Consider the following 20856-nt stretch of genomic DNA (forward strand, 5'->3'; position numbering starts at 1 on the left):
GTGTCCCGTCGAAGAGCCCTCGGGCGTCCTGGGTGGTGCCCTGGCGGGCGGGTGCCCGTGTGTGGTTGCCCACCCGGGCGTGCCCCCGGCAGGGCGGTGCACCCCGCCGAAAACACCCCCGTGGGCATAGCTGAAGCCTCCCGGGCGTCCAGGGGGTGCTTCTGGGGATTCCCCCGTGCCCTAGCGATAAACCAGGCGTTTCACCTGCGGGAGTCGTACACTGGTCGATCCACCGCAGGCCGGTTCCCCGCTGGGAACCGGCCTGATCGTCCCTCAAGGAGGTGCGCCCGGATGACCAGCACGGTCCCCGCGCTCGGAACCCGTACGGCGGAAGGCTCAGCCCTCCAGGCCGTGCTCCTCGACATGGACGGAACCCTGGTGGACACCGAGGGCTTCTGGTGGGACGTGGAGGTCGAGATCTTCGCGCGCCTCGGCCACGCCCTCGACGACTCCTGGCGCCATGTGGTGGTCGGCGGCCCCATGACCCGCAGCGCGGGCTTCCTGATCGAGGCCACCGGCGCCGACATCACCCTCGCCGAGCTGAGCGTGCTGCTCAACGAGGGCTTCGAGGACCGTATCGACCGCGCCCTGCCCCTGATGCCGGGCGCCGCCAGGCTGCTCGCCGAGCTGTACGAGCACGAGATCCCCACGGCTCTGGTCTCCGCCTCGCACCGGCGCATCATCGACCGCGTGCTGGCCTCCCTCGGCGCCCAGCACTTCGCCCTGTCCATCGCCGGGGACGAGGTGTCGCGCACCAAGCCGTACCCGGACCCGTACCTTCTCGCCGCCTCCGGGCTGGGTGTCGATCCGGCCAGATGTGCCGTCGTCGAGGACACCGCGACCGGCGTCGCGGCGGCGGAGGCCGCCGGCTGTCAGGTCGTCGCGGTGCCGTCCGTGGCCCCCATCGCCCCCGCCGACCGCCGCACCGTGGTGACCTCTCTCGAAGAGGTCGACCTGGCATTTCTGCACGGTCTGATGACGCAAATGCGCTAGCCGTTCACCCAGCGTGCAAAGTCCATTGGGTAAAAAGACGCCTTCCCCGACCCAGCGAAATTCGAACCGAGTCGTTTGGCCGAATTCAGCCAGCACTCAACCTGGTTGAAGCTGTGACGTTCACCACGTCCCCAGGGGTCGACATCGATGTCGAGGTGTGCAGGACACCCCCGTTCGGGGGGAATCACCGCGTCTTTGTGTCCCGATTGGTGGAACGCTGCACTAATCATGCCTCTGTCGGGTTTTCGGTGTGTCCGCACCCGGTTTCACTGCGTGATGGGGACTCAACTCCGGCGGCTGTGAACCCGCGTGCGGGCGCGGACTAATCTCATCGCGAGAACATCGCCGTTACCCCCGTGATCCGCCGCGACACCCCTGCATGCCGGGTACACGGACCCGAAGAGCTGGAGAACTTCGAGCATGAACCGTAAGCATTTGGTGCTGCCGGCCCTGGCCGGCCTGCTCACGCCGGTTCTCGCCGCGTGCGGCGGATCGGACAGCGGGAGCAAGAGCGGCGACGCGATCGTCGTCGGCACCACGGATCGGTTCACCGCCACCAAGGACGCTCCGGCGCCGCTCGACCCCGCCTACGCGTACGACGTCGGCACCTGGAACATCCTGCGCCAGACCGTGCAGACCCTGATGATCCAGCCCAAGGGCGAGGGCGACCCGGTGCCCGAGGCCGCAGAGAGCTGCGGCTTCACCGACAGCGGCAACGAACGCTATGCCTGCAAGCTCCGCGATGGCCTGAAGTTCGCCAACGGCGACGCCATCACGGCCGAGGACGTCAAGTACTCCATCGAGCGTGCCCTGCGCATCAAGGCGGACAGTGGTGTGTTCGCCCTGATGTCCGACATCGACACCATCGAGACGCAGGGCGACCGCGAGGTGATCTTCCACCTCAAGACCGCCGACGCCACCTTCCCCTACAAGCTGTCCACTCCGGTCGCGGGCATCGTCAACCCCGCGGACTACGACAAGGGCAAGCTGCGCGACGGGTTCGACATCGACGGCTCGGGCCCGTACACCCTGCAGGCCGACGTCAAGAACGATGAGATCGTCACCGCCACCTTCGCCAAGAACCCCAACTACAAGGGGAGCCTGCAGGTGAGCAACGACGAGGTCGTGATGCGCTCCTTCACGGATGCCGCCGCCATGGGCGCCGCCATCGACAAGGGTGACATCGACGTCATGATCCGCACGATGACGCCGTCGCAGATCAAGAAGCTCGACGCCGGCACCGACGCGAATGCCGACCTGGTCGACATGCCGGGCCTGGAGATCCGCTACCTGGCCTTCAACACCAACGCGCCCACCGTGAAGAACAAGGCCGTCCGTGAGGCGATGGCCCAGGTCATCAACCGCGGTGAGCTCGTCTCCAAGGTGTACGGCACCCAGGCCGAGCCGCTGTACTCGCTGGTCCCGGCCACCTTGACCGGCCACTCCAACTCGTTCTTCAACAAGTACGGCAACCCCAGCGTCACCAAGGCGAAGGACCTGCTGACGCAGGCCGGCATCACCACCCCGGTGAAGCTGACCCTGCACTACACCACCGACCACTACGGTGCGGCCACCAAGCAGGAGTTCGAGATCCTGCAGAAGCAGCTCAACGACAGCGGTCTGTTCGACGTCCGCATCCAGGGCACCCCGTGGGCGACGTTCCAGTCCGCTTCGCGCAAGGGCGCGTACGACGTCTGGGGCATGGGTTGGTTCCCCGACTTCCCGGACGCCGACAACTATTTGGCGCCGTTCCTCGACAAGGACAACTTCCTCGGCTCGCCGTACGCCAACAACAAGATCCGCGGCACCCTGATCCCGGAGTCCCGCCGCGAGGCCGACCGGCTGACCGCCTCCAAGAGCCTCACGGACATCCAGGACATCGTTGCCGCCGACGTTCCGGTGCTGCCGCTGTGGCAGGGCAAGCAGTACGTCGCCGCGCGCAGTGACATCTCGGGTACCTCCTACGCGCTCAACTCGTCCTCGACGCTTCAGCTGTGGGAGCTCAGCCGCGGAGCGGGCAGCTGACGATCCCTCACTTACCGCCCGTCGGACGCATAGCGCCGACGGGCGGTAAGGTAATCGGGTTTGTGCCCCGGGTCCGGGACGGTGGCTCCGGGGACGAGATCCGACGACAAGGCACATGCACGTGAACAAGCGCAACCAGTGGCCGGTCCTTCCCATCGTGGCGGGGCTGGCCTCCGGCCTGTTGACCGGCTGCGGCTCGGAGACCGGTGATTCCGGGGGAACCGGCTCCTCCGTGGTGATGGGGATGTCCGACGACGTCCTCGCCACGGACCCCGCCTCCGGTTATGACCCCGGGTCCTGGCTGTTGTTCAACAACGTCTTCCAGTCCCTGCTGAGCTTCCCCAAGGGCGCGGTGGAGCCCCAGCCGGAAGCGGCGAAGGAGTGCACCTTCACCGACAGCCAGGCCAAGGTCTACCGGTGCACACTCCAGGACGGCCTCAAGTTCAGCAACGGTGACCCGCTCACCTCGAAGGACGTCAAGTTCTCCTTCGACCGCATGCTGAAGATCAACGACTCGGCCGGTCCCGCGATCATGTTCCCGATGCTGGAGAGCGTCGCGACCCCGGACGAGAAGACCGTCGTCTTCCGGCTCAACGTCCCCGACGCCACCTTCCCCAGCAAGATCGCCTCCGGTGCCGGCTCCATCGTCGACCACCGGCAGTACGACGCGAACGGCCTCCGCAAGGACGACAAGGCCGTCGGCTCCGGCCCCTACAAGCTGGACTCCTTCGGCGACGACGAAGCCGTCTTCTCACCCAACTCCCACTACAAGGGCACCGCCGAGATCAAGAACTCCGGCGTCACCCTCAAGTTCTTCCACGGCGACCAGAGTGCCCTGAAGAAGGCCCTCCTCGACGACGAGGTCGACATCGCCTACCGCGGTCTGACCGCGAGCGACATCGCCGACATCGAGAAGCAGGACGACAGCAAGGGCGTCGAGGTCATCGAGGGCAGCAGCGCCGAGGTCCAGCACCTGGTCTTCAACATGCACGACCCGGTCGCCGGAAAGGTCGGCGTCCGCAAGGCCATCGCCCATCTGATCGACCGCGACGCCCTGATCAAGAACGTCTACCAGGGCACCGCCACCCCGCTCTACTCGATCATCCCGGCCGGTATCGCGGGCCACAACACGGCCTTCTTCGACACCTACGGCGCCCGCCCCTCCCAGGCCAAGGCCGCCGCCGCCCTGCACGCCGCCGGCATCAACGGCAAGGTGAAGCTCACCCTCTGGTCCACCCCGTCCCGCTACGGCCCCGCCACCGACCAGGAGCTGAAGGCCATCGCCGGGCAGCTCAACGCCAGCGGCCTGTTCGACGCCGACGTCAAGTCCGTCGCCTTCGACCAGTACGAGAAGGACATCGCCAAGGGCAAGTACGGCGTCTACGTGAAGGGCTGGGTGCCCGACTACCCGGACGCCGACAACTTCACGGCCCCCTTCTTCGGCAAGGGCAACGTGCTGAGCAACAACTACCGCAACCCCACGATCACCGGCTCCCTCATCCCGAGCACCGCCGCCCAGAGCGACCGCTCCGCCACCGACGGGGACTTCGGCCGCCTCCAGAACATCGTCGCCGACGAGCTCCCGGTGCTCCCCGTCTGGCAGGCCAAGCAGTACGCGGTCACCCGCGACGGCGTCTACGGGCTGGAGTACTGCCTCGACGCCTCGACCGTGTTCCGCTTCTGGGAGCTCAGCAAGAGCTGACGGCCCCCGGCACACGCACGAAGGGCGCCCCTTCCCCGCGGATCTCTCCACCGGGGAAGGGGCGCCCTCGTCGTCACGACGGGCTGCTCCGCCCTTCTCCTACCGCTACTGCTACTTGCTACTGCGCGCCGGGGCGCACCAGACCGCTCTCGTACGCGTACACCGCCGCCTGCACCCGGTCCCGCAGCCCCAGCTTGGTCAGCACATGCCCGACATGCGTCTTGACCGTCGTCTCGCTGACGAACAGGTCCGCGGCGATCTCGGCGTTCGACAGCCCACGCGCCACCAGCTTCAGCACCTCCACCTCACGGTCGGTGAGTGTGTGCAGCGTGTCCGGCACCGGCTCGTCACCCGACGGCAGATGAGTGGCGTACTTGTCGAGCAGCCGCCGCGTGATGCTCGGCGCGAGCATGGCCTCACCGTCGGCCACCACCCGGATCGCCTGCACCAGCTCATTGGCGGGCGCGTCCTTCAGCAGGAACCCGCTGGCCCCGGCCCGCAGCGCCTCCACCACGTACTCGTCCAGGTCGAAGGTGGTCAGCACGAGCACCTTCGCCGGCCCGTCCCGGCCCGGCCCGGTGATCTGCCGGGTCGCCTCCACACCGTCCATCCGCGGCATGCGAATGTCCATCAGAACCACATCGGGCTGCAGGGCCCGCACCTGGTCGAGCGCCTGGAGGCCGTCTCCGGCCTCGCCGACGACCGCGATGTCCTGCTCGGCCTCCAGGATCATCCGGAAGCCCGTACGCAGCAGCGGCTGGTCGTCGACCAGTAGGACGCGGATGGCCACGTGAGTCTCCTTCGCTAGTCCGGCCCCATTCTGCCCTGCGCGGGCTCATCGGCTCGCGTCCGGGGCACGGCCCCGAAGGCTCACACCTCGCCGGACCCGGCCGCGGTGACCGGCAGCGGATACGGCGGGGGAGTGCCGCCGAACTCCGGGCAGTGCGCCTGGTGGTCGCACCAGCCGCACAGCTTGGTCGGACGCGGCCGCCACTCACCCGTCTCGGTGGCCTGCCGGATCGCCTCCCACAGCGCGAGCAGCTTCCGCTCGACGCGCTCCAGGTCGGCGAGGACCGGGTCGTACGTCAGCACATCACCACTGCCGAGGTAGACGAGCTGCAGCCGCCGCGGGATCACGTTCTTCAGCCGCCACACGACCAGCGCGTAGAACTTCATCTGGAACAGCGCACCCTCGGCGTATTCGGGCCGGGGCGCCTTGCCCGTCTTGTAGTCGACGATCCGCACCTCACCCGTCGGCGCCACATCGACCCGGTCGATGATCCCGCGCAGCCGCAGCCCCGACTCCAGCTCGGCCTCCACGAACAGCTCGCGCTCGGCGGGCTCCAGCCGGGTCGGGTCCTCCAGCGTGAACCACCGCTCCACGAGCCGCTCGGCCTCGCCCATCCAGCGCGCGAGCCGCTCGCCCTCCGGATCCTCCGCGAACAGCTCCAGCACCTCGGGCTTCGTCTCCCGCAGCCGGTCCCACTGTCCCGGGATCAGCGACTTCGCCCTGGGCGCGGTCCGCTCGGCGGCGGGTGCGTCGAAGAGCCGCTCAAGGACCGCGTGCACCAAGGTGCCCCTGGTCGCCGCCTCGCTCGGCTTCTCCGGCAGCCGGTCGATCACCCGGAACCGGTACAGCAGCGGGCACTGCATGAAGTCACTGGCCCGCGAGGGAGACAGCGAAGCGGGCGCTATGACCACGGGCCGCGCAGCGGCCGCCGCCGCAGCCTCGGTCTCCGCCGCCACCGGCTCGGTCACGACCGGTGGAACCGCCTCTGCGCCCTCGATGCTGCTGTCCATGACCACAGACCATACGGCCCGCCACTGACAGTCACCCACCCGCGGGCCGCGGTCCCGTACTGCCGCCGGGCAAACACAGGGGGTGCCGGGGCGGAACGAGTCACGACGGCCGCATACCATCGACCCCAGACCCTTCCGCCCGGATGGTGCGGAAGACGCTTCGAACGAGGGGACACCGTGGACGTGAGCGGCGGGAGCGGGCAGCCGCGGCCCGGCAACGAAAAGCCGACCGAACACCCCACAGTTCCTACGACCCCGGCCACCGAGCCCCCCGGGCCGCAGCCCGACGCCGCCGCGCAACCGCCCACCGCGGACGGCGCCGACAGCCCCACCCGCCCCGAGCCGAAGCCGGAGCCGACCACTCCCGCGGAAGCCGAGGACAAGGCCTCGGCCCCGGGCGGCGAGCAGGACACGGGTGACACCCCGGCCCCCGGCACCACCCCCGCCGGCCACCCGGAACCCGACCCCGCCCCCGGCTTCGACAAGCACCCCGACCGGTCCCACGCCGCCGCCGGGATCGCCAAGGGGCAGCCGCCGGTGCGACCCAAGGAACCCGGCGGCGGGCTGCTCATGGGACGGCCCTTCGGAGTGCCCGTCTACGTGGCACCCAGCTGGTTCCTGGTCGCCGCCCTGATCACCTGGGTGTTCGGCGGACAGCTGGACCGCGTGCTGCCGGAGCTCGGCGCCGCCCGCTACCTCGTGTCCCTCTTCTTCGCGGTCGCCTTCTACGCCTCCGTCCTGGTCCACGAGCTCGCCCACACCGTCGCCGCCATCCGCTTCAAGCTCCCGGTCCGCCGCATCCAGCTCCAGTTCTTCGGCGGCGTCTCCGAGATCGAGAAGGAGGCCGAGACACCGGGCCGGGAGTTCGTGCTGGCCTTCGTCGGCCCGCTGCTCTCGCTCGTGCTCGCCGGGGTGTTCTACCTCGCCATGCAGCCCGTGCGACCCGGCACCGTCCCCGGTGTCCTGCTGGCCGGCCTGATGATCTCCAACCTCATCGTCGCCGCCTTCAACCTGCTGCCCGGCCTCCCCCTCGACGGCGGCCGTATGCTCCGCGCCGTCGTCTGGAAAATCACCGGCAAGCCCATGAGCGGCACCGTCGCCGCCGCCTGGGTCGGCCGCGCCCTCGCCATCTCCGTCCTGATCGGCCTGCCCCTCCTCAACCAGTCCGGCGCCCTCGGCTCCGGCAACGAGGAGATCAACGGCATGGACACGGTCACCGACGCCCTGCTCGCCGCCATCCTCGCCGCGATCATCTGGACCGGCGCCGGCAACAGCCTCCGCATGGCCCGCCTGCGCGAACACCTCCCCGAGCTGCGCGCCCGCAACCTCACCCGCCGGGCCGTCCCCGTGCAGACCGACACCCCGCTCTCGGAGGCCCTGCGCCGGGCCAACGCGGCCGGTGCCCGCGCCCTCGTGGTCGTCGACGCCGACGGCAACCCCCTCTCGCTCGTCCGCGAGGCCGCCATCGTCGGCGTACCCGAACACCGCCGCCCCTGGGTCTCCGTCGGCGGTCTCGCCCAGGAACTCACCGAAGGCATGCGCGTCTCCGCCGAGCTCTCCGGGGAGGAACTCCTCGACGCCCTGCGCGCCACCCCGGCCACCGAGTACCTCGTCGTCGAGGAGACCGGGGAGATCTACGGAGTGCTCTCCGCCGCCGACGTCGAGCGCGCCTTCGTCAAGGCCATGGCAAGACCCGCGTGACGCGGCCGCGGCCGGCCCGCACCGTTCGCCCGCACCGTCGGCCCGCCCACCTCTTGTGTTGGTCCGAGCCGCCCGTGGGGACCGGTAGGCTGTTCACATGTCCGAACCGACCGGTGCCGCCCGCAGGCGCGGGCCCTTCAAGGTCGGGGACCAGGTACAGCTGACCGACCCCAAGGGCCGCCACTACACGTTCACGCTCGAAGCCGGGAAGAACTTCCACACCCACAAGGGCTCCTTCCCCCACGACGAGCTGATCGGCGCTCCCGAGGGCAGCGTTGTCCGCACCACCGGAAACGTCGCCTACCTCGCGCTGCGCCCCCTGCTCCCCGACTACGTCCTGTCCATGCCCCGCGGGGCAGCCGTCGTCTACCCGAAGGACGCGGGACAGATCCTCGCCTTCGCCGACATCTTCCCCGGCGCCCGCGTCGTGGAGGCCGGCGTCGGCTCCGGCTCGCTCAGCAGCTTCCTGCTGCGGGCCATCGGCGACCAGGGCATGCTGCACTCCTACGAGCGCCGCGAGGACTTCGCCGACATCGCCCGGCAGAACGTCGAGCGCTACTTCGGCGGCCCGCACCCGGCCTGGCAGCTCACCGTCGGCGACCTCCAGGACAACCTGTCCGACACCGACGTCGACCGCGTCATCCTCGACATGCTCGCCCCCTGGGAGTGCCTGGAGGCCGTCTCCAAGGCACTCGTGCCCGGCGGCATCCTGTGCTGTTACGTCGCCACCACCACCCAGCTCGCCCGGACCGTCGAGTCCATCCGCGAGATCGGCTGCTTCAACGAGCCGACCTCCTGGGAGACGATGATCCGCAACTGGCACATCGAGGGCCTGGCCGTCCGCCCCGACCACCGGATGATCGGCCACACCGGCTTCCTCCTCACCGCCCGCCGCCTCGCCGACGGCGTCGAGCCGCCCATGCGCCGCCGCCGCCCCGCCAAGGGCGCCTACGGCGAGGACTACGCAGGCCCCAACGCCGACGGAGGCGCCGGTCGCTGAGGCGCCGCTTTGTCGCCTTCCTGCCACCTTCGTCGCCTTTCGCCAGAGCAACGCACGGGCGCCGTGGCCGAGTTCCCAGGACCGCTTCGGAACTCCGCCACGGCGCCCGCGCGTTGACAGAGCACCAGGATTCCCGGGCCTTCGCCGCCCACAAACCGCACAGCCTGCCGAAATCCCGGACCCCGCCGTTCCCCCACGGTGTGACGTGTGGCACCATGCTGGCCACCCCCACCCCCACCGGCACAGCCACCACAGGAGACACTCCTAGTGCAGCAATCCGCCGTCCCGGAACTGGCTCACACTCACGCCCGCCCCATCCACTGGGTCACCACCGCGGCCGCTGTCGCCGGCGTCGTGGCCCTCTCCTCCGTGCTGCAGCCCGGCTCGGCCAAGGCCGCCCAGCCCGACCCCGGCACCGGGACGAAGTCCGCCCCCGCGGCCGCCGCGCCGCCCAGCACCGAGGGCGTCGACTTCCCCCTCAAATGCGGTCCGGTGAAAGTGAAGATCCAGAAGAAGGCCGCCGGAGACCTCGACGGCGACGGCCGGCCCGAAACGGTCGCGGTGGTCCACTGCGACGCCCCCATGGGCACCCCGCCCGACGGCGTCTACGTCCTCACCCAGGCCGCCGGCGCCCAACGGCCCCGCGTCGTCGCCACCCTCGTCGACCCCAAGGACCGGCTCACCGTCACGGACTTCACCGTCCGCACCGGAGCCGTCACCGCGACCCTGCTCGGCTACTCCTCGGCCGACGTGCCCAGTTGCTGCCCCGACGTCAGGACGGGAGCCAAGTGGCAGTGGAAGGACGGCGCGTTCGTCCGCTCCACACCCGCCGGCGCCCACAGCGTGTGAGCTCCGGCGCGCGCGCCGGACACACGAAACACGCCCTGGGATCCCAGGGCGTGTGAGAAATCAGACAATGATCACGGTGAGTGGCTGCAGGCTCACTCCGCGTCGGGTCCGTAGATCTCCACCTTGTCCGAAACCCGACGCACATGAATGCACTCGCCGGGGCACTCCTTCGCCGAGTCCACCACGTCCGTCAAAAGCGGCAACGGCACCGCGGTGACTGCCCCCTTGGCCTGCAGCAGCTCGTCGTCCGCGCCCTTCACATAGGCCAGCCCGTCGATGTCCAGCTCGAACACTTCCGGCGCGTACTGGGCGCAGATTCCGTCGCCCGTACACAGGTCCTGGTCGATCCAGACCTCCAGCGCCTCGCCGCCGCTTCGGGTCGCCTGCTGCACGGTCATCTCTCCTGACGTATCTGCGCCGAGCCGACGGGAATCCGGCCAGCTCTGACGGGTGTTGAACCCTTGGAGCCTACCTCCGGCGGCTTCCCAATCATGTTCGGTGGGTATTCCCCTGGCGTGAGGGAGAGCGCAAGGGTGAAGATCGGACACTCCTTGACAGTCTTTGTGATCTAGGGGTTTCAATCGACACCCACCCAGGTAGGGTCTGGAAGCGTCCAGCTCCCCTTGGAGGAGGTGAGGACCGTGGCAGCCCACGACGACGACATGAACCGCGGCATCCGCCCGGGACGAGGGTCCGACGACCCGGCCGGGCAGATCGCCTACCTTGAGCAGGAGATCGCCGTCCTGCGACGCAAGCTCGCCGACTCTCCGCGACACACGAGGATTCTCGAAGAGCGGATCGTCGAGCTGCAGACGAACCTGGCCGGCGTGTCCGCCCAGAACGAGCGACTCGCCAACACGCTCCGCGAGGCCCGAGACCAGATCGTGGCCCTCAAGGAAGAGGTCGACAGGCTCGCGCAGCCTCCGGCCGGCTTCGGCGTCTTCCTGACGGCGAACGAGGACGGCACGGCCGACATCTTCACCGGGGGCCGCAAGCTCCGGGTGAACGTCAGCCCCAGCGTCGACCTCGACGACCTCAGGCGCGGCCAGGAAGTCATGCTCAACGAGGCGCTCAACGTGGTCGAGGCCATGGAGTACGAGCGTGTCGGGGACATCGTCACCCTCAAGGAGATCCTCGAGGACGGCGAGCGCGCCCTGGTGCTCGGGCACACCGACGAGGAACGGGTGGTACGGCTCGCCGAGCCGCTGCTGGACGTCACCATCCGCCCCGGCGACGCCCTCCTGCTCGAACCCCGCTCCGGCTACGTCTACGAGGTCGTCCCCAAGAGCGAGGTCGAGGAACTCGTCCTCGAAGAGGTCCCCGACATCGGCTACGAGCAGATCGGCGGCCTCGGCAACCAGATCGAGGCCATCCGCGACGCCGTCGAGCTCCCCTACCTCTACCCCGACCTGTTCAAGGAGCACGAACTGCGGCCGCCGAAGGGCGTCCTCCTGTACGGGCCTCCCGGATGCGGAAAGACACTCATCGCCAAGGCCGTGGCCAACTCGCTGGCCAAGAAGGTCGCCGAGGTGACCGGCCAGGCCGCCGGCAAGAGCTTCTTCCTCAACATCAAGGGCCCCGAGCTCCTGAACAAGTACGTCGGCGAGACCGAGCGGCAGATCCGCCTCGTCTTCCAGCGGGCACGCGAGAAGGCGAGCGAGGGCACACCCGTCATCGTCTTCTTCGACGAGATGGAGTCCCTGTTCCGCACCCGTGGCTCCGGCGTCAGCTCGGACGTGGAGAACACCATCGTCCCCCAGCTGCTCGCCGAGATCGACGGTGTCGAGGGCCTGGAGAACGTGGTCGTCATCGGCGCCTCCAACCGCGAGGACATGATCGACCCCGCCATCCTGCGCCCCGGCCGCCTCGACGTGAAGATCAAGATCGAGCGTCCGGACGCCGAAGCGGCCAAGGACATCTTCGGGAAGTACCTCACCGAGCGCCTCCCGCTGCACGCGGACGACCTCGGTGAGCACGGCGGCGACAAGTCCACCACGGTCCAGAGCATGATCCAGACCGCGGTCGAGCACATGTACGCCGAATCCGAGGAAAACCGCTTCCTGGAGGTCACCTACGCCAACGGTGACAAGGAAGTCCTCTACTTCAAGGACTTCAACTCCGGCGCCATGATCGAAAACATTGTCGGACGCGCCAAGAAAATGGCGATCAAGGAATTCCTCGAACACAACCAGAAGGGTCTCCGCGTCTCCCACCTGCTCCAGGCCTGCGTGGACGAGTTCAAGGAGAACGAGGACCTGCCCAACACCACCAACCCCGACGACTGGGCCCGGATCTCCGGAAAGAAGGGCGAACGGATCGTCTACATCCGTACCCTCATCACCGGAAAGCAGGGCGCGGACACCGGACGCTCCATCGACACGGTGGCGAACACCGGTCAGTACCTGTAAAAGACAGGGCGGCTGCGGGTGCCCTCACCGGGTACCCGCAGCCGACTGTTTTTCGGGCCACGGCTGGAGCAGGCAATGACGCAAATGATCTCCCCACCAGCGCAAAGGCGTTCTAGGCTCTTTCCTACCGCCGAGTCGCGCAGTGCGGGGACGGGCACCGCACACGCACCGGAGCGCCAGCGGTACTTGAGCGGCGTCCACGACCGAGGGTGCCGCCGGGCAAGGAGGGCCGCATGACCGTACGGCGAGTAATGGGCATCGAGACGGAGTACGGGATCTCCGTCCCCGGCCACCCCAACGCCAATGCCATGCTCACCTCATCCCAGATCGTCAACGCCTACGCGGCGGCGATGCACCGGGCCCGCCGGGCCCGCTGGGACTTCGAGGAGGAGAACCCGCTGCGGGACGCCCGAGGCTTCGACCTCGCCCGCGAGGCCGCCGACGCCAGCCAGCTCACCGACGAGGACATCGGACTCGCCAATGTGATCCTCACCAACGGCGCCCGCCTCTACGTCGACCACGCACACCCCGAATACAGCGCCCCCGAGGTCACCAACCCCCGCGACGCCGTCCTCTGGGACAAGGCCGGCGAGCGGATCATGGCCGAGGCCGCGGAACGCGCCGCCCAGCTGCCCGGCGCCCAGCCCATCCACCTCTACAAGAACAACACCGACAACAAGGGCGCCTCCTACGGCACGCACGAGAACTACCTGATGAAGCGGGAGACCCCCTTCTCGGACATCGTGCGCCACCTCACGCCCTTCTTCGTCTCCCGTCAGGTCTTCGCCGGAGCGGGCCGCGTCGGCATCGGCCAGGACGGCCACGAGCACGGCTTCCAGCTCAGCCAGCGCGCCGACTACTTCGAGGTCGAGGTGGGCCTGGAGACGACCCTCAAACGGCCGATCATCAACACCCGCGACGAGCCCCACGCCGACGCGGAGAAGTACCGCCGCCTCCATGTGATCATCGGCGACGCGAACCTCTCCGAGATCTCCACCTACCTGAAGCTCGGCACGACGGCCCTGGTCCTCTCCATGATCGAGGACGGCTTCATCGCGGTCGACCTCGCCGTGGACCAGCCCGTACGGACCCTGCACCAGGTCTCCCACGACCCGACCCTCAAGCGTCTCGTCACGCTCCGCAGCGGCCGGACACTCACCGCGGTCCAGCTGCAGATGGAGTACTTCGAGCTGTCGCGCAAGTACGTCGAGGACCGCTTCGGCGCCGACGCCGACGAACAGACCAAGGACGTCCTCACCCGCTGGGAGGACACCCTGAACCGCCTGGAGAACGACCCCATGAGCCTCGCGGGGGAGCTGGACTGGGTGGCCAAGCGGGAGCTCATGGAGGGCTACCGCCGCCGCGACGGCCTCGACTGGGACGCCGCCCGGCTGCACCTCGTCGACCTGCAGTACGCGGACGTACGGGCCGAGAAGGGCCTCTACAACCGCCTGGTGGCCCGTGGACGCATCAAGCGGCTCCTGGACGAGGCCGACGTCGAGCGGGCCCGTACGAGCCCTCCGGAGGACACCCGGGCCTACTTCCGCGGCCGCTGCCTGGAGCAGTACGCGGACGACGTCGCCGCGGCCTCCTGGGACTCGGTCATCTTCGACCTCCCCGGCCGCGACAGCCTCCAGCGCGTCCCAACCCTCGAACCGCTTCGCGGAACGCGAAATCACGTCAAGGAGCTCCTGGACCGCTGCCGCACCGCAGAAGACCTGGTCAGGGTCCTTTCCGGCGGCTGACCGGACACGCGGACCGCATCGGGCGCGCGGGGTGGAAATCCCGGCGCCCGGGAATCATCGAGGTGGCCCCCGTACGTTGGAGAAACTGCGGGGCCGATGTCGGACCCGGCTTGTAGGGTCTGATCATCACCGATCGGCAGGAATGCCGACCTGTCGACCATGTCGGGCGAACTGAGCGGGGTGAGGGTTATGGCGACCAAGGACACCGGCGGCGGCCAGCAGAAGGCGACGCGCTCCACGGAGGAGGTCGAGGAGCAGGCGCAGGACGCGCAGGCTTCCGACGACCTCAAGGAGCGGCACGAGAAGCTGAGCGATGACGTGGACTCCGTCCTGGACGAGATTGACGACGTACTCGAGGAAAACGCCGAGGATTTCGTGCGGTCCTTCGTGCAGAAAGGTGGACAGTAAAGGTCGCTGGGCCACTTTTACCTTCGAATTGAAGGGTGCGGAGGGTTGGGGTGGCTGGCGAGACGAATGCGAAGCACTGCAGGAAATGCGAGCGAGACCTGCCGCTCAGCGCATTTGCGCGGGACAAGAATCGGCGTGACGGCCTTCAGGTCCACTGCCGGGAGTGCGTGGCAGAGTACGGCGCCGCGCACTACCGGCGCCGTCGGGAGGCCATAGGCAAGCCTGTCCGGGAGCAAGCGGATGTCCCGGTCGGGCACAAACTCTGCCGGACATGCGGCGAGGTCAAGCCGCACAGCGAATGGCATCGCAACGCGACCGCTTCCGATGGTCTGTCCACCCGCTGCAAGGCGTGCCGGGCAGCGCGTGGACGACAGGACCATCTGAAGCGCCAGTACGGCATCACCGAAGCCGAGCGCGACGAACTGATCACCTCTCAAGGAAGCGTCTGCTGCATATGTTTGTCGGCTCTGCCTGTGCATGTGGATCACTGCCATGAGACGGGTAGGGTCCGTGGCGTACTGTGCTTCAGCTGCAACGCCGCGCTGGGGCAGTTCAAGGATCGGCCCGACGTCATAAGGCGGGCTGCCGCATACGTGGAAGGAATCGCGTGGAAGCCAACACTCGTAGCACCGGGCGTCTACCAGCTGCCTTCCTGACGCCAGGGTCCTCTTCGTTCATGGACTTTCTCTCCGAGCACCAGCCCGAGCTGCTGCCCGGCAAGCGGCAGCTGCCGCCCACGCAGGGTGTGATCGAGGCGCCGCACGGCACGACCATCGTGGCCGTGACGTTCCCCGGGGGCGTGGTGCTCGCCGGTGACCGCCGGGCCACCATGGGCAACGTCATCGCCCAGCGGGACATCGAGAAGGTGTTCCCGGCCGACGAGTACTCGGCGGTCGGTATCGCCGGCACCGCCGGTCTGGCCGTCGAGATGGTCAAGCTCTTCCAGCTGGAGCTGGAGCACTTCGAGAAGGTCGAAGGCGCGCAGCTGTCGCTGGAGGGCAAGGCGAACCGGCTGTCGACGATGATCCGGTCCAACCTCGGCATGGCGATGCAGGGCCTGGCCGTGGTGCCGCTGTTCGCCGGGTTCGACGTGGACCGGGTCAAGGGGCGGATCTTCTCCTACGACGTGACGGGCGGCCGCTCCGAGGAGCACAACTTCGCCGCCACCGGCTCGGGCTCGATCTTCGCGCGCGGTGCGATGAAGAAGCTGTTCCGTGAGGATCTGACCGAGGACCAGGCGACTACGCTCGTGGTGCAGGCCCTGTACGACGCGGCAGACGACGACTCGGCGACCGGTGGTCCCGATGTCGCCCGCCGGATCTACCCGATCGTCACCGTGATCACCGAGGACGGTTTCCGCCGGCTGACCGAGGACGAGTCCTCCGAGGTCGCCCGTGCGGTGCTGGCGCGGCGTCTGGAGGAGCCGGACGGCCCGCGGGCCGCTCTGCTCTAGCCCGGCGCCCGGTCTTGTGAAGGTGGTCCAGTGACTTCGACAGAAAGGGATGGATAACCGGTGTCGACGCCGTTCTATGTCTCACCCCAGCAGGCCATGGCCGACCGGGCGGAGTACGCCCGCAAGGGCATCGCCCGTGGCCGCAGCCTGGTCGTGCTGCAGTACGCCGACGGCATTGTCTTCGTCGGTGAGAACCCGTCCCGCGCGCTGCACAAGTTCAGCGAGATCTACGACCGGATCGGCTTCGCGGCCGCCGGCAAGTACAACGAGTACGAGAACCTGCGCATCGGCGGTGTCCGCTATGCCGATCTGCGGGGTTACACCTACGACCGGGACGATGTGACCGCCCGCGGTCTGGCCAATGTGTACGCCCAGACGCTGGGCACGATCTTCTCCAGTGCGGCCGAGAAGCCGTACGAGGTGGAGCTGGTCGTGGCCGAGGTCGGGGAGACGCCGGAGGGTGACCAGATCTACCGGCTGCCGCACGACGGGTCGATCGTGGACGAGCACGGTTCGGTCGCGGTGGGCGGTAACGCCGAGCAGATCAGCAGTTTTCTCGATCAGCGTCACCAGGACGGTATGAGTCTGGCCGAGGCGCTGAAGCTGGCCGTGCAGGCCCTGTCCCGCGACACGAACGGCAGTGAGCGGGAGATTCCCGCGGAGCGCCTGGAGGTCGCGGTGCTGGACCGGACGCGTCCGCAGCAGCGCAAGTTCAAGCGCATCGTCGGCCGTCAGCTGTCGCGCCTGCTGGAGGCGGACGGTGCGGCCACGGAGGCGGAGAGCTCCGAGGAGGAGTAGCTCCGCGTCTCACCTCGCCCCGCGTGCCCCGGCCGGTTGTCATCGGCCGGGGCGCGGTCGTCATGGCGGGCGGGACCGAGGGGTGAGCGGCGGGCCTCAGGCGTCCCGTGGCGGCGCCGTGGAGCCCCGTACGACCAGTTCCACCGGGATGTCGCCGCCGGCGGGGTCGCGGCCCTCCAGGACGGCCAGGAGGGCCTGCATGCCGCGTTCGCCGAAGGTTTCCGCGTCGAGGCGCACGGTGGTGAGCTCGGGGTCGATGGCGGTGGCGAGGGCGAGGTCGTCGAGGCCGGTGACGGAGATGTCGTCGGGGATGCGCAGGCCTCGGCGGCGCAGTGCCTTGTAGGCGCCGGCTGCCAGTTTGTCGTCGTCGCACACGAGGGCGGTGGGCCGGGGTCCGGGCCGGGTCAGGGCGGCCTCCGTGGCGGCGAGGGCGCCCTCGATCGAGATGGGCGCGTGGATGGTGCGGACGTCCGTGCCGGGGACGGTGCGGACGCGTGCCGCCAGTTCGCGCGCGCGTACCTCGAAGGTCCAGGAGGCGATGTCGGCGGCGAGGTGGAGGAAGCGGCGGTGGCCGAGGCCCAGGAGGTGGTCGGCGACCTGGCGGACGCCGTCGGTGATGTCGAGGTTGACGGTGGCGGCGCCGAGGCTGCCTTCCGGGTCGCTGTCGAGCATGACGAGGGGGAGCTGGTCGCCGCGGATGGCGGTGAGGGCGTCGGCAGCCATGGAGGAGGCGATGACGCCGTCGAGGGCGGCCTGTGCGGAGGCGAAGGGGTCGCGGGCGGGGCCGATGCCTTCGGGGGAGGGGTAGAGGACGACGCCGAAGCCGTGCTGGGCGGCGACTCTGGCGGCGCCGGTGTAGACGCCGGCGAAGAATTCGGTGGTGAGGGCCGGGACGACGAGGAGGACGGTGCGGGTGCGGCCCAGGCGCAGGTTGCGGGCGGCGAGGTTGGGCCGGTAGCCGAGTTCGCGTGCGGCCTCGCGGACGCGTTCGGCGGTGGCTTCGGAGACGCGGCCGCGCCATTTGTCGCCGAGCACGAGCGAGACGGCGGCCTGGGAGACCCCGGCGGCCTGTGCCACGTCACGGCTTGTCGGGCGCGTGCTGCTGCGTGACACCGTGGATGTGCTCCTTCGTAGGGTCCCGTGCTGTTCGTCGTCTGGACGCCCGAACAGCGCACATGGTACGTATGACAGTGGAAGTTATACGTAAAACGTGAGGGTGGGGCATGGCCGCGGGATACCTGGAGATCCTCAGGGCGAGGCACGCGGCCCGGCTGCTGGTGGGCACGCTGGTGGGCCGGCTGCCGAACGCCACGGCGGCGATCGCGATGGTGCTGTTCGTCCGCGCGCAGGGCGGCACCTACAGCCTCGCCGGCGCCCTGGCGGCCGTGTACGGAGTGGCCAACGCCGTGGGACAGCCGGTGCTGGGGCGTCTGGTGGACCTGTACGGGCAGCCGCGCGTGCAGTTTCCCGCCGCGGTCCTGTCGGCCCTCTCGATGACCGCCTTCGCCTTCGCCGGCACCGACCCGCTGCCCGCGGCGTACGCCACGGTCGCGGCCGCGGGTCTGTTCACTCCGCCCCTGGAGGGCGGGCTGCGTGCCCTGTGGCCCTCGGTGCTGCGCCGGGAGGGGCAGGTGCACACGGCGTACGCCATGGACGCGGTGGCCCAGGAAGTGATGTACACCGTCGGGCCGTTGCTCGTGACGCTGTGCGTGTCGCTGTGGTCGGAGCGGGCCGCGCTGCTCGTCCTGAGCGTCGTCGGCGTGCTGGGGGCGCTCTCCGTGGTCGTCTCGCCGCCTTCGCGCGCATGGCGTTCGGCGCCGCGCGAGGCGCACTGGCTGGGCGCGCTCAGGTCGCCCGGGCTGCTGGCGCTGCTGGGCTCGTTCCTGTTCGTGGGCATCGCGATGGGCTCCATCACGGTGGCCTCCGTGCCGTACGCGGACGACCACGGCGGTGATGCGGTGTACGGCTGGCTGATGGCGGCGCTGGGGCTGGGCGCGTTGCTGGGCGGGTCCGTGTACGGGGCGCGGCGGTGGGCCGGTGCGCCGGAGCGGCGACTCAGGGTCCTGGTGGGGCTTCTGGCGGTGTGTTACCTGCCGCTGATGCTGATGCCGGGCGCGGTGGCGATGGTGCTGCTCACGGTGGTCGCGGGAGTCTTCCTGGCGCCGGCCATCGCCTGCGCGTTCGTGATCGTGGACCGGCACGCGCCGAGCGGTACGGTCACCGAGGCGTTCTCCTGGCTCGTGACGACGTTCACGGTGGGCGCGTCGGTGGGAACGGGCGTGGCGGGCCCGGTGGTCCAGTCGGGTGGCGCGCTGTGGGGCTTCGCGGTGCCGGGTGCGGCGGGGGCCGTGTCGTTGCTGGTTCTGCTGGCCACCGGGCGGGTCCTCGCAGCTCCCGCTGGGGGTGCGGTGGTTGCGGCTTCATCGGAAAATGATCCAAATCGTGCTGCCGAACCCCGTTTCAGCTCAGGGGATCGGGCGTAATGTTCAGTCATGGACCGCCGCATTTTCGGGCTGGAGAACGAGTACGGCGTCACGTGCACGTTCAGGGGACAGCGCCGCCTGTCGCCTGACGAGGTGGCGCGGTACCTCTTCCGCCGTGTCGTGTCATGGGGTCGTAGCAGCAATGTCTTTCTGCGGAACGGCGCCCGGCTCTATCTCGACGTGGGGTCACATCCGGAATACGCGACACCCGAATGTGACAATGTGACCGAACTGGTCACCCACGACAAGGCCGGAGAGCGCATTCTCGAAGGGCTTCTGGTGGACGCGGAACGACGCCTGCACGAGGAGGGAATCGCGGGCGACGTCTACCTTTTCAAGAACAACACGGACTCGGCGGGCAACTCCTACGGTTGTCACGAGAACTATCTGGTGGCGCGGCACGGGGAGTTCTCCCGGCTCGCCGACATCCTCATTCCGTTCCTGGTGACCCGGCAGCTGCTGTGCGGCGCGGGCAAGGTGCTGCAGACGCCGCGCGGTGCGGTGTACTGCGTGAGCCAGCGGGCGGAGCACATCTGGGAGGGCGTCTCCTCGGCGACGACCCGTTCCCGGCCCATCATCAACACCCGGGACGAGCCGCACGCGGACGCGGAGCGCTACCGCCGGCTGCATGTCATCGTGGGCGACTCGAACATGTCCGAGACGACGATGCTGCTGAAGGTCGGCGCGACGGACCTGGTGCTGCGCATGATCGAGGCGGGCACGGTGATGCGGGATCTGACCCTGGAGAACCCGATCCGGGCGATCCGCGAGGTCAGCCACGACATCACGGGCCGGCGCAAGGTGCGCCTGGCCAGCGGCCGGGAGGCCTCGGCGCTCGAGGTGCAGCGGGAGTACTACGAGAAGGCCGTGGACTTCTGTGAGCGCCGTGGGATCCGCACCGGCACGGTCGAGCAGGTCCTGGAGCTGTGGGGCCGCACACTGGACGCCATCGAGGCGGAGGACCTGGACCGGATCGGCACCGAGATCGACTGGGTGATGAAGTACAAACTCATCGAGCGGTACCGGGCCAAGCACAATATGACGATGTCGCATCCGCGGGTCGCGCAGATAGACCTCGCGTACCACGACATCCACCGTCGTCGTGGCCTGTACTACCTGCTGGAGAAACGCGGTCAAGCCGCCCGGATCTGCAATGACTTGAAGATCTTCGAGGGCAAGTCGGTGCCCCCGCAGACCACTCGGGCGCGGCTGCGCGGCGATTTCATCCGGCGCGCGCAGGAACAGCGCCGGGACTTCACGGTCGACTGGGTACATCTGAAGCTGAACGACCAGGCACAGCGCACGGTGTTGTGCAAGGACCCGTTCCGTTCGGTGGACGACCGGGTGGAGAAGCTGATCGCCGGAATGTGATCGGTATGACGTGAGCGGAGCGTTTCCTGCACAAGAGTGCCGGAACGCCACACGGGCGCCGTACGTTTCCGTACGGCGCCCCTGTCACACCGTAGAGTTGCGCGCACGCCATCAACAAGA

Annotated in this window: 18 protein-coding genes; 14 read left to right on the top strand and 4 right to left on the bottom strand. The window is 68.8% G+C overall.

The features are described from left to right. The first annotated feature begins 291 nt into the window (after positions 1-291). The 3 genes from ACFY1J_RS18625 to ACFY1J_RS18635 all read left to right on the top strand — a co-directional run bounded on the left by ACFY1J_RS18625 (position 292) and on the right by ACFY1J_RS18635 (position 4720). The gene (locus ACFY1J_RS18625; protein WP_390710985.1) at positions 292-993 is read left to right on the top strand and encodes an HAD family hydrolase; all 702 of its coding nucleotides are present in this window, start codon (positions 292-294) and stop codon (positions 991-993) included. 420 nt (positions 994-1413) lie between these two features. Continuing rightward, positions 1414-3018 carry an ABC transporter substrate-binding protein gene (locus tag ACFY1J_RS18630; protein ID WP_390731541.1) on the top strand — a complete coding sequence of 535 codons (1605 nt, stop codon included), beginning with the start codon at positions 1414-1416 and terminating at the stop codon, positions 3016-3018. Between the two features lie 121 nt (positions 3019-3139). Continuing rightward, positions 3140-4720: an ABC transporter substrate-binding protein gene (locus tag ACFY1J_RS18635; protein WP_390711034.1), complete on the top strand. Its 1581-nt coding sequence runs from the start codon at positions 3140-3142 to the stop codon at positions 4718-4720. 118 nt (positions 4721-4838) lie between these two features. On the opposite strand, the gene ACFY1J_RS18640 is transcribed toward ACFY1J_RS18635, so the two are convergent. Both ACFY1J_RS18640 and ACFY1J_RS18645 read right to left on the bottom strand, forming a co-directional pair. After that, the gene (locus ACFY1J_RS18640) at positions 4839-5510 is read right to left on the bottom strand and encodes a response regulator transcription factor (protein WP_316754929.1); all 672 of its coding nucleotides are present in this window, start codon (positions 5508-5510) and stop codon (positions 4839-4841) included. A gap of 80 nt (positions 5511-5590) precedes the next feature. Then, positions 5591-6520: a RecB family exonuclease gene (locus ACFY1J_RS18645; protein WP_390710983.1), complete on the bottom strand. Its 930-nt coding sequence runs from the start codon at positions 6518-6520 to the stop codon at positions 5591-5593. A 177-nt stretch (positions 6521-6697) separates the two neighbouring features. Here ACFY1J_RS18645 and ACFY1J_RS18650 point away from each other — a divergent pair, with 177 nt between their 5' ends. The 3 genes from ACFY1J_RS18650 to ACFY1J_RS18660 all read left to right on the top strand — a co-directional run bounded on the left by ACFY1J_RS18650 (position 6698) and on the right by ACFY1J_RS18660 (position 10070). Next, a complete protein-coding gene (locus ACFY1J_RS18650; protein WP_390731542.1) occupies positions 6698-8221 on the top strand; it encodes a site-2 protease family protein in 1524 nt (507 codons plus the stop codon). Positions 8222-8318: 97 nt separating this feature from the next. Continuing rightward, entirely contained in the window at positions 8319-9221 is a 903-nt protein-coding gene (locus ACFY1J_RS18655) for a tRNA (adenine-N1)-methyltransferase (RefSeq protein WP_316754934.1), read from the top strand. Between the two features lie 267 nt (positions 9222-9488). Continuing rightward, positions 9489-10070 carry a hypothetical protein gene (locus ACFY1J_RS18660; RefSeq protein ID WP_390710981.1) on the top strand — a complete coding sequence of 194 codons (582 nt, stop codon included), beginning with the start codon at positions 9489-9491 and terminating at the stop codon, positions 10068-10070. 92 nt (positions 10071-10162) lie between these two features. On the opposite strand, the gene ACFY1J_RS18665 is transcribed toward ACFY1J_RS18660, so the two are convergent. Then, positions 10163-10468 carry a ferredoxin gene (locus tag ACFY1J_RS18665; protein ID WP_390710980.1) on the bottom strand — a complete coding sequence of 102 codons (306 nt, stop codon included), beginning with the start codon at positions 10466-10468 and terminating at the stop codon, positions 10163-10165. A 243-nt stretch (positions 10469-10711) separates the two neighbouring features. On the opposite strand from ACFY1J_RS18665, the gene arc reads away from it, so the two are divergent. From arc to prcA, 6 genes are all read left to right on the top strand, one after another. Next, the gene (gene arc, locus ACFY1J_RS18670; RefSeq protein ID WP_390710979.1) at positions 10712-12478 is read left to right on the top strand and encodes a proteasome ATPase; all 1767 of its coding nucleotides are present in this window, start codon (positions 10712-10714) and stop codon (positions 12476-12478) included. Positions 12479-12711: 233 nt separating this feature from the next. Then, the gene (gene dop, locus ACFY1J_RS18675; RefSeq protein WP_390710978.1) at positions 12712-14223 is read left to right on the top strand and encodes a depupylase/deamidase Dop; all 1512 of its coding nucleotides are present in this window, start codon (positions 12712-12714) and stop codon (positions 14221-14223) included. A gap of 189 nt (positions 14224-14412) precedes the next feature. Beyond that, the gene (locus tag ACFY1J_RS18680; protein WP_181794039.1) at positions 14413-14631 is read left to right on the top strand and encodes a ubiquitin-like protein Pup; all 219 of its coding nucleotides are present in this window, start codon (positions 14413-14415) and stop codon (positions 14629-14631) included. Positions 14632-14681: 50 nt separating this feature from the next. Further along, complete coding sequence (locus ACFY1J_RS18685; protein ID WP_390710977.1) at positions 14682-15287, top strand: endonuclease VII domain-containing protein; 606 nt, start codon at positions 14682-14684, stop codon at positions 15285-15287. After that, complete coding sequence (prcB, locus tag ACFY1J_RS18690) at positions 15239-16084, top strand: proteasome subunit beta (RefSeq protein ID WP_390710976.1); 846 nt, start codon at positions 15239-15241, stop codon at positions 16082-16084. The genes ACFY1J_RS18685 and prcB overlap by 49 nt, the downstream gene beginning before the upstream one ends. 60 nt (positions 16085-16144) lie before the next feature. After that, complete coding sequence (prcA, locus tag ACFY1J_RS18695) at positions 16145-16882, top strand: proteasome subunit alpha (protein ID WP_263206871.1); 738 nt, start codon at positions 16145-16147, stop codon at positions 16880-16882. Between the two features lie 96 nt (positions 16883-16978). Here prcA and ACFY1J_RS18700 read toward each other — a convergent pair whose 3' ends face one another. Continuing rightward, entirely contained in the window at positions 16979-17995 is a 1017-nt protein-coding gene (locus ACFY1J_RS18700; protein ID WP_390710975.1) for a LacI family DNA-binding transcriptional regulator, read from the bottom strand. Positions 17996-18105: 110 nt separating this feature from the next. On the opposite strand from ACFY1J_RS18700, the gene ACFY1J_RS18705 reads away from it, so the two are divergent. Both ACFY1J_RS18705 and pafA read left to right on the top strand, forming a co-directional pair. Then, positions 18106-19365 (top strand): MFS transporter, encoded by a 1260-nt coding sequence (locus tag ACFY1J_RS18705; protein ID WP_390710974.1) that lies wholly within the window; start codon positions 18106-18108, stop codon positions 19363-19365. Positions 19366-19374: 9 nt separating this feature from the next. Then, positions 19375-20736: a Pup--protein ligase gene (gene pafA, locus ACFY1J_RS18710; protein WP_217550317.1), complete on the top strand. Its 1362-nt coding sequence runs from the start codon at positions 19375-19377 to the stop codon at positions 20734-20736. Positions 20737-20856: the final 120 nt, after the last annotated feature.

This window comes from Streptomyces sp. NPDC001406 (genome assembly GCF_042895285.1).
GTDB lineage: Bacteria > Actinomycetota > Actinomycetes > Streptomycetales > Streptomycetaceae > Streptomyces.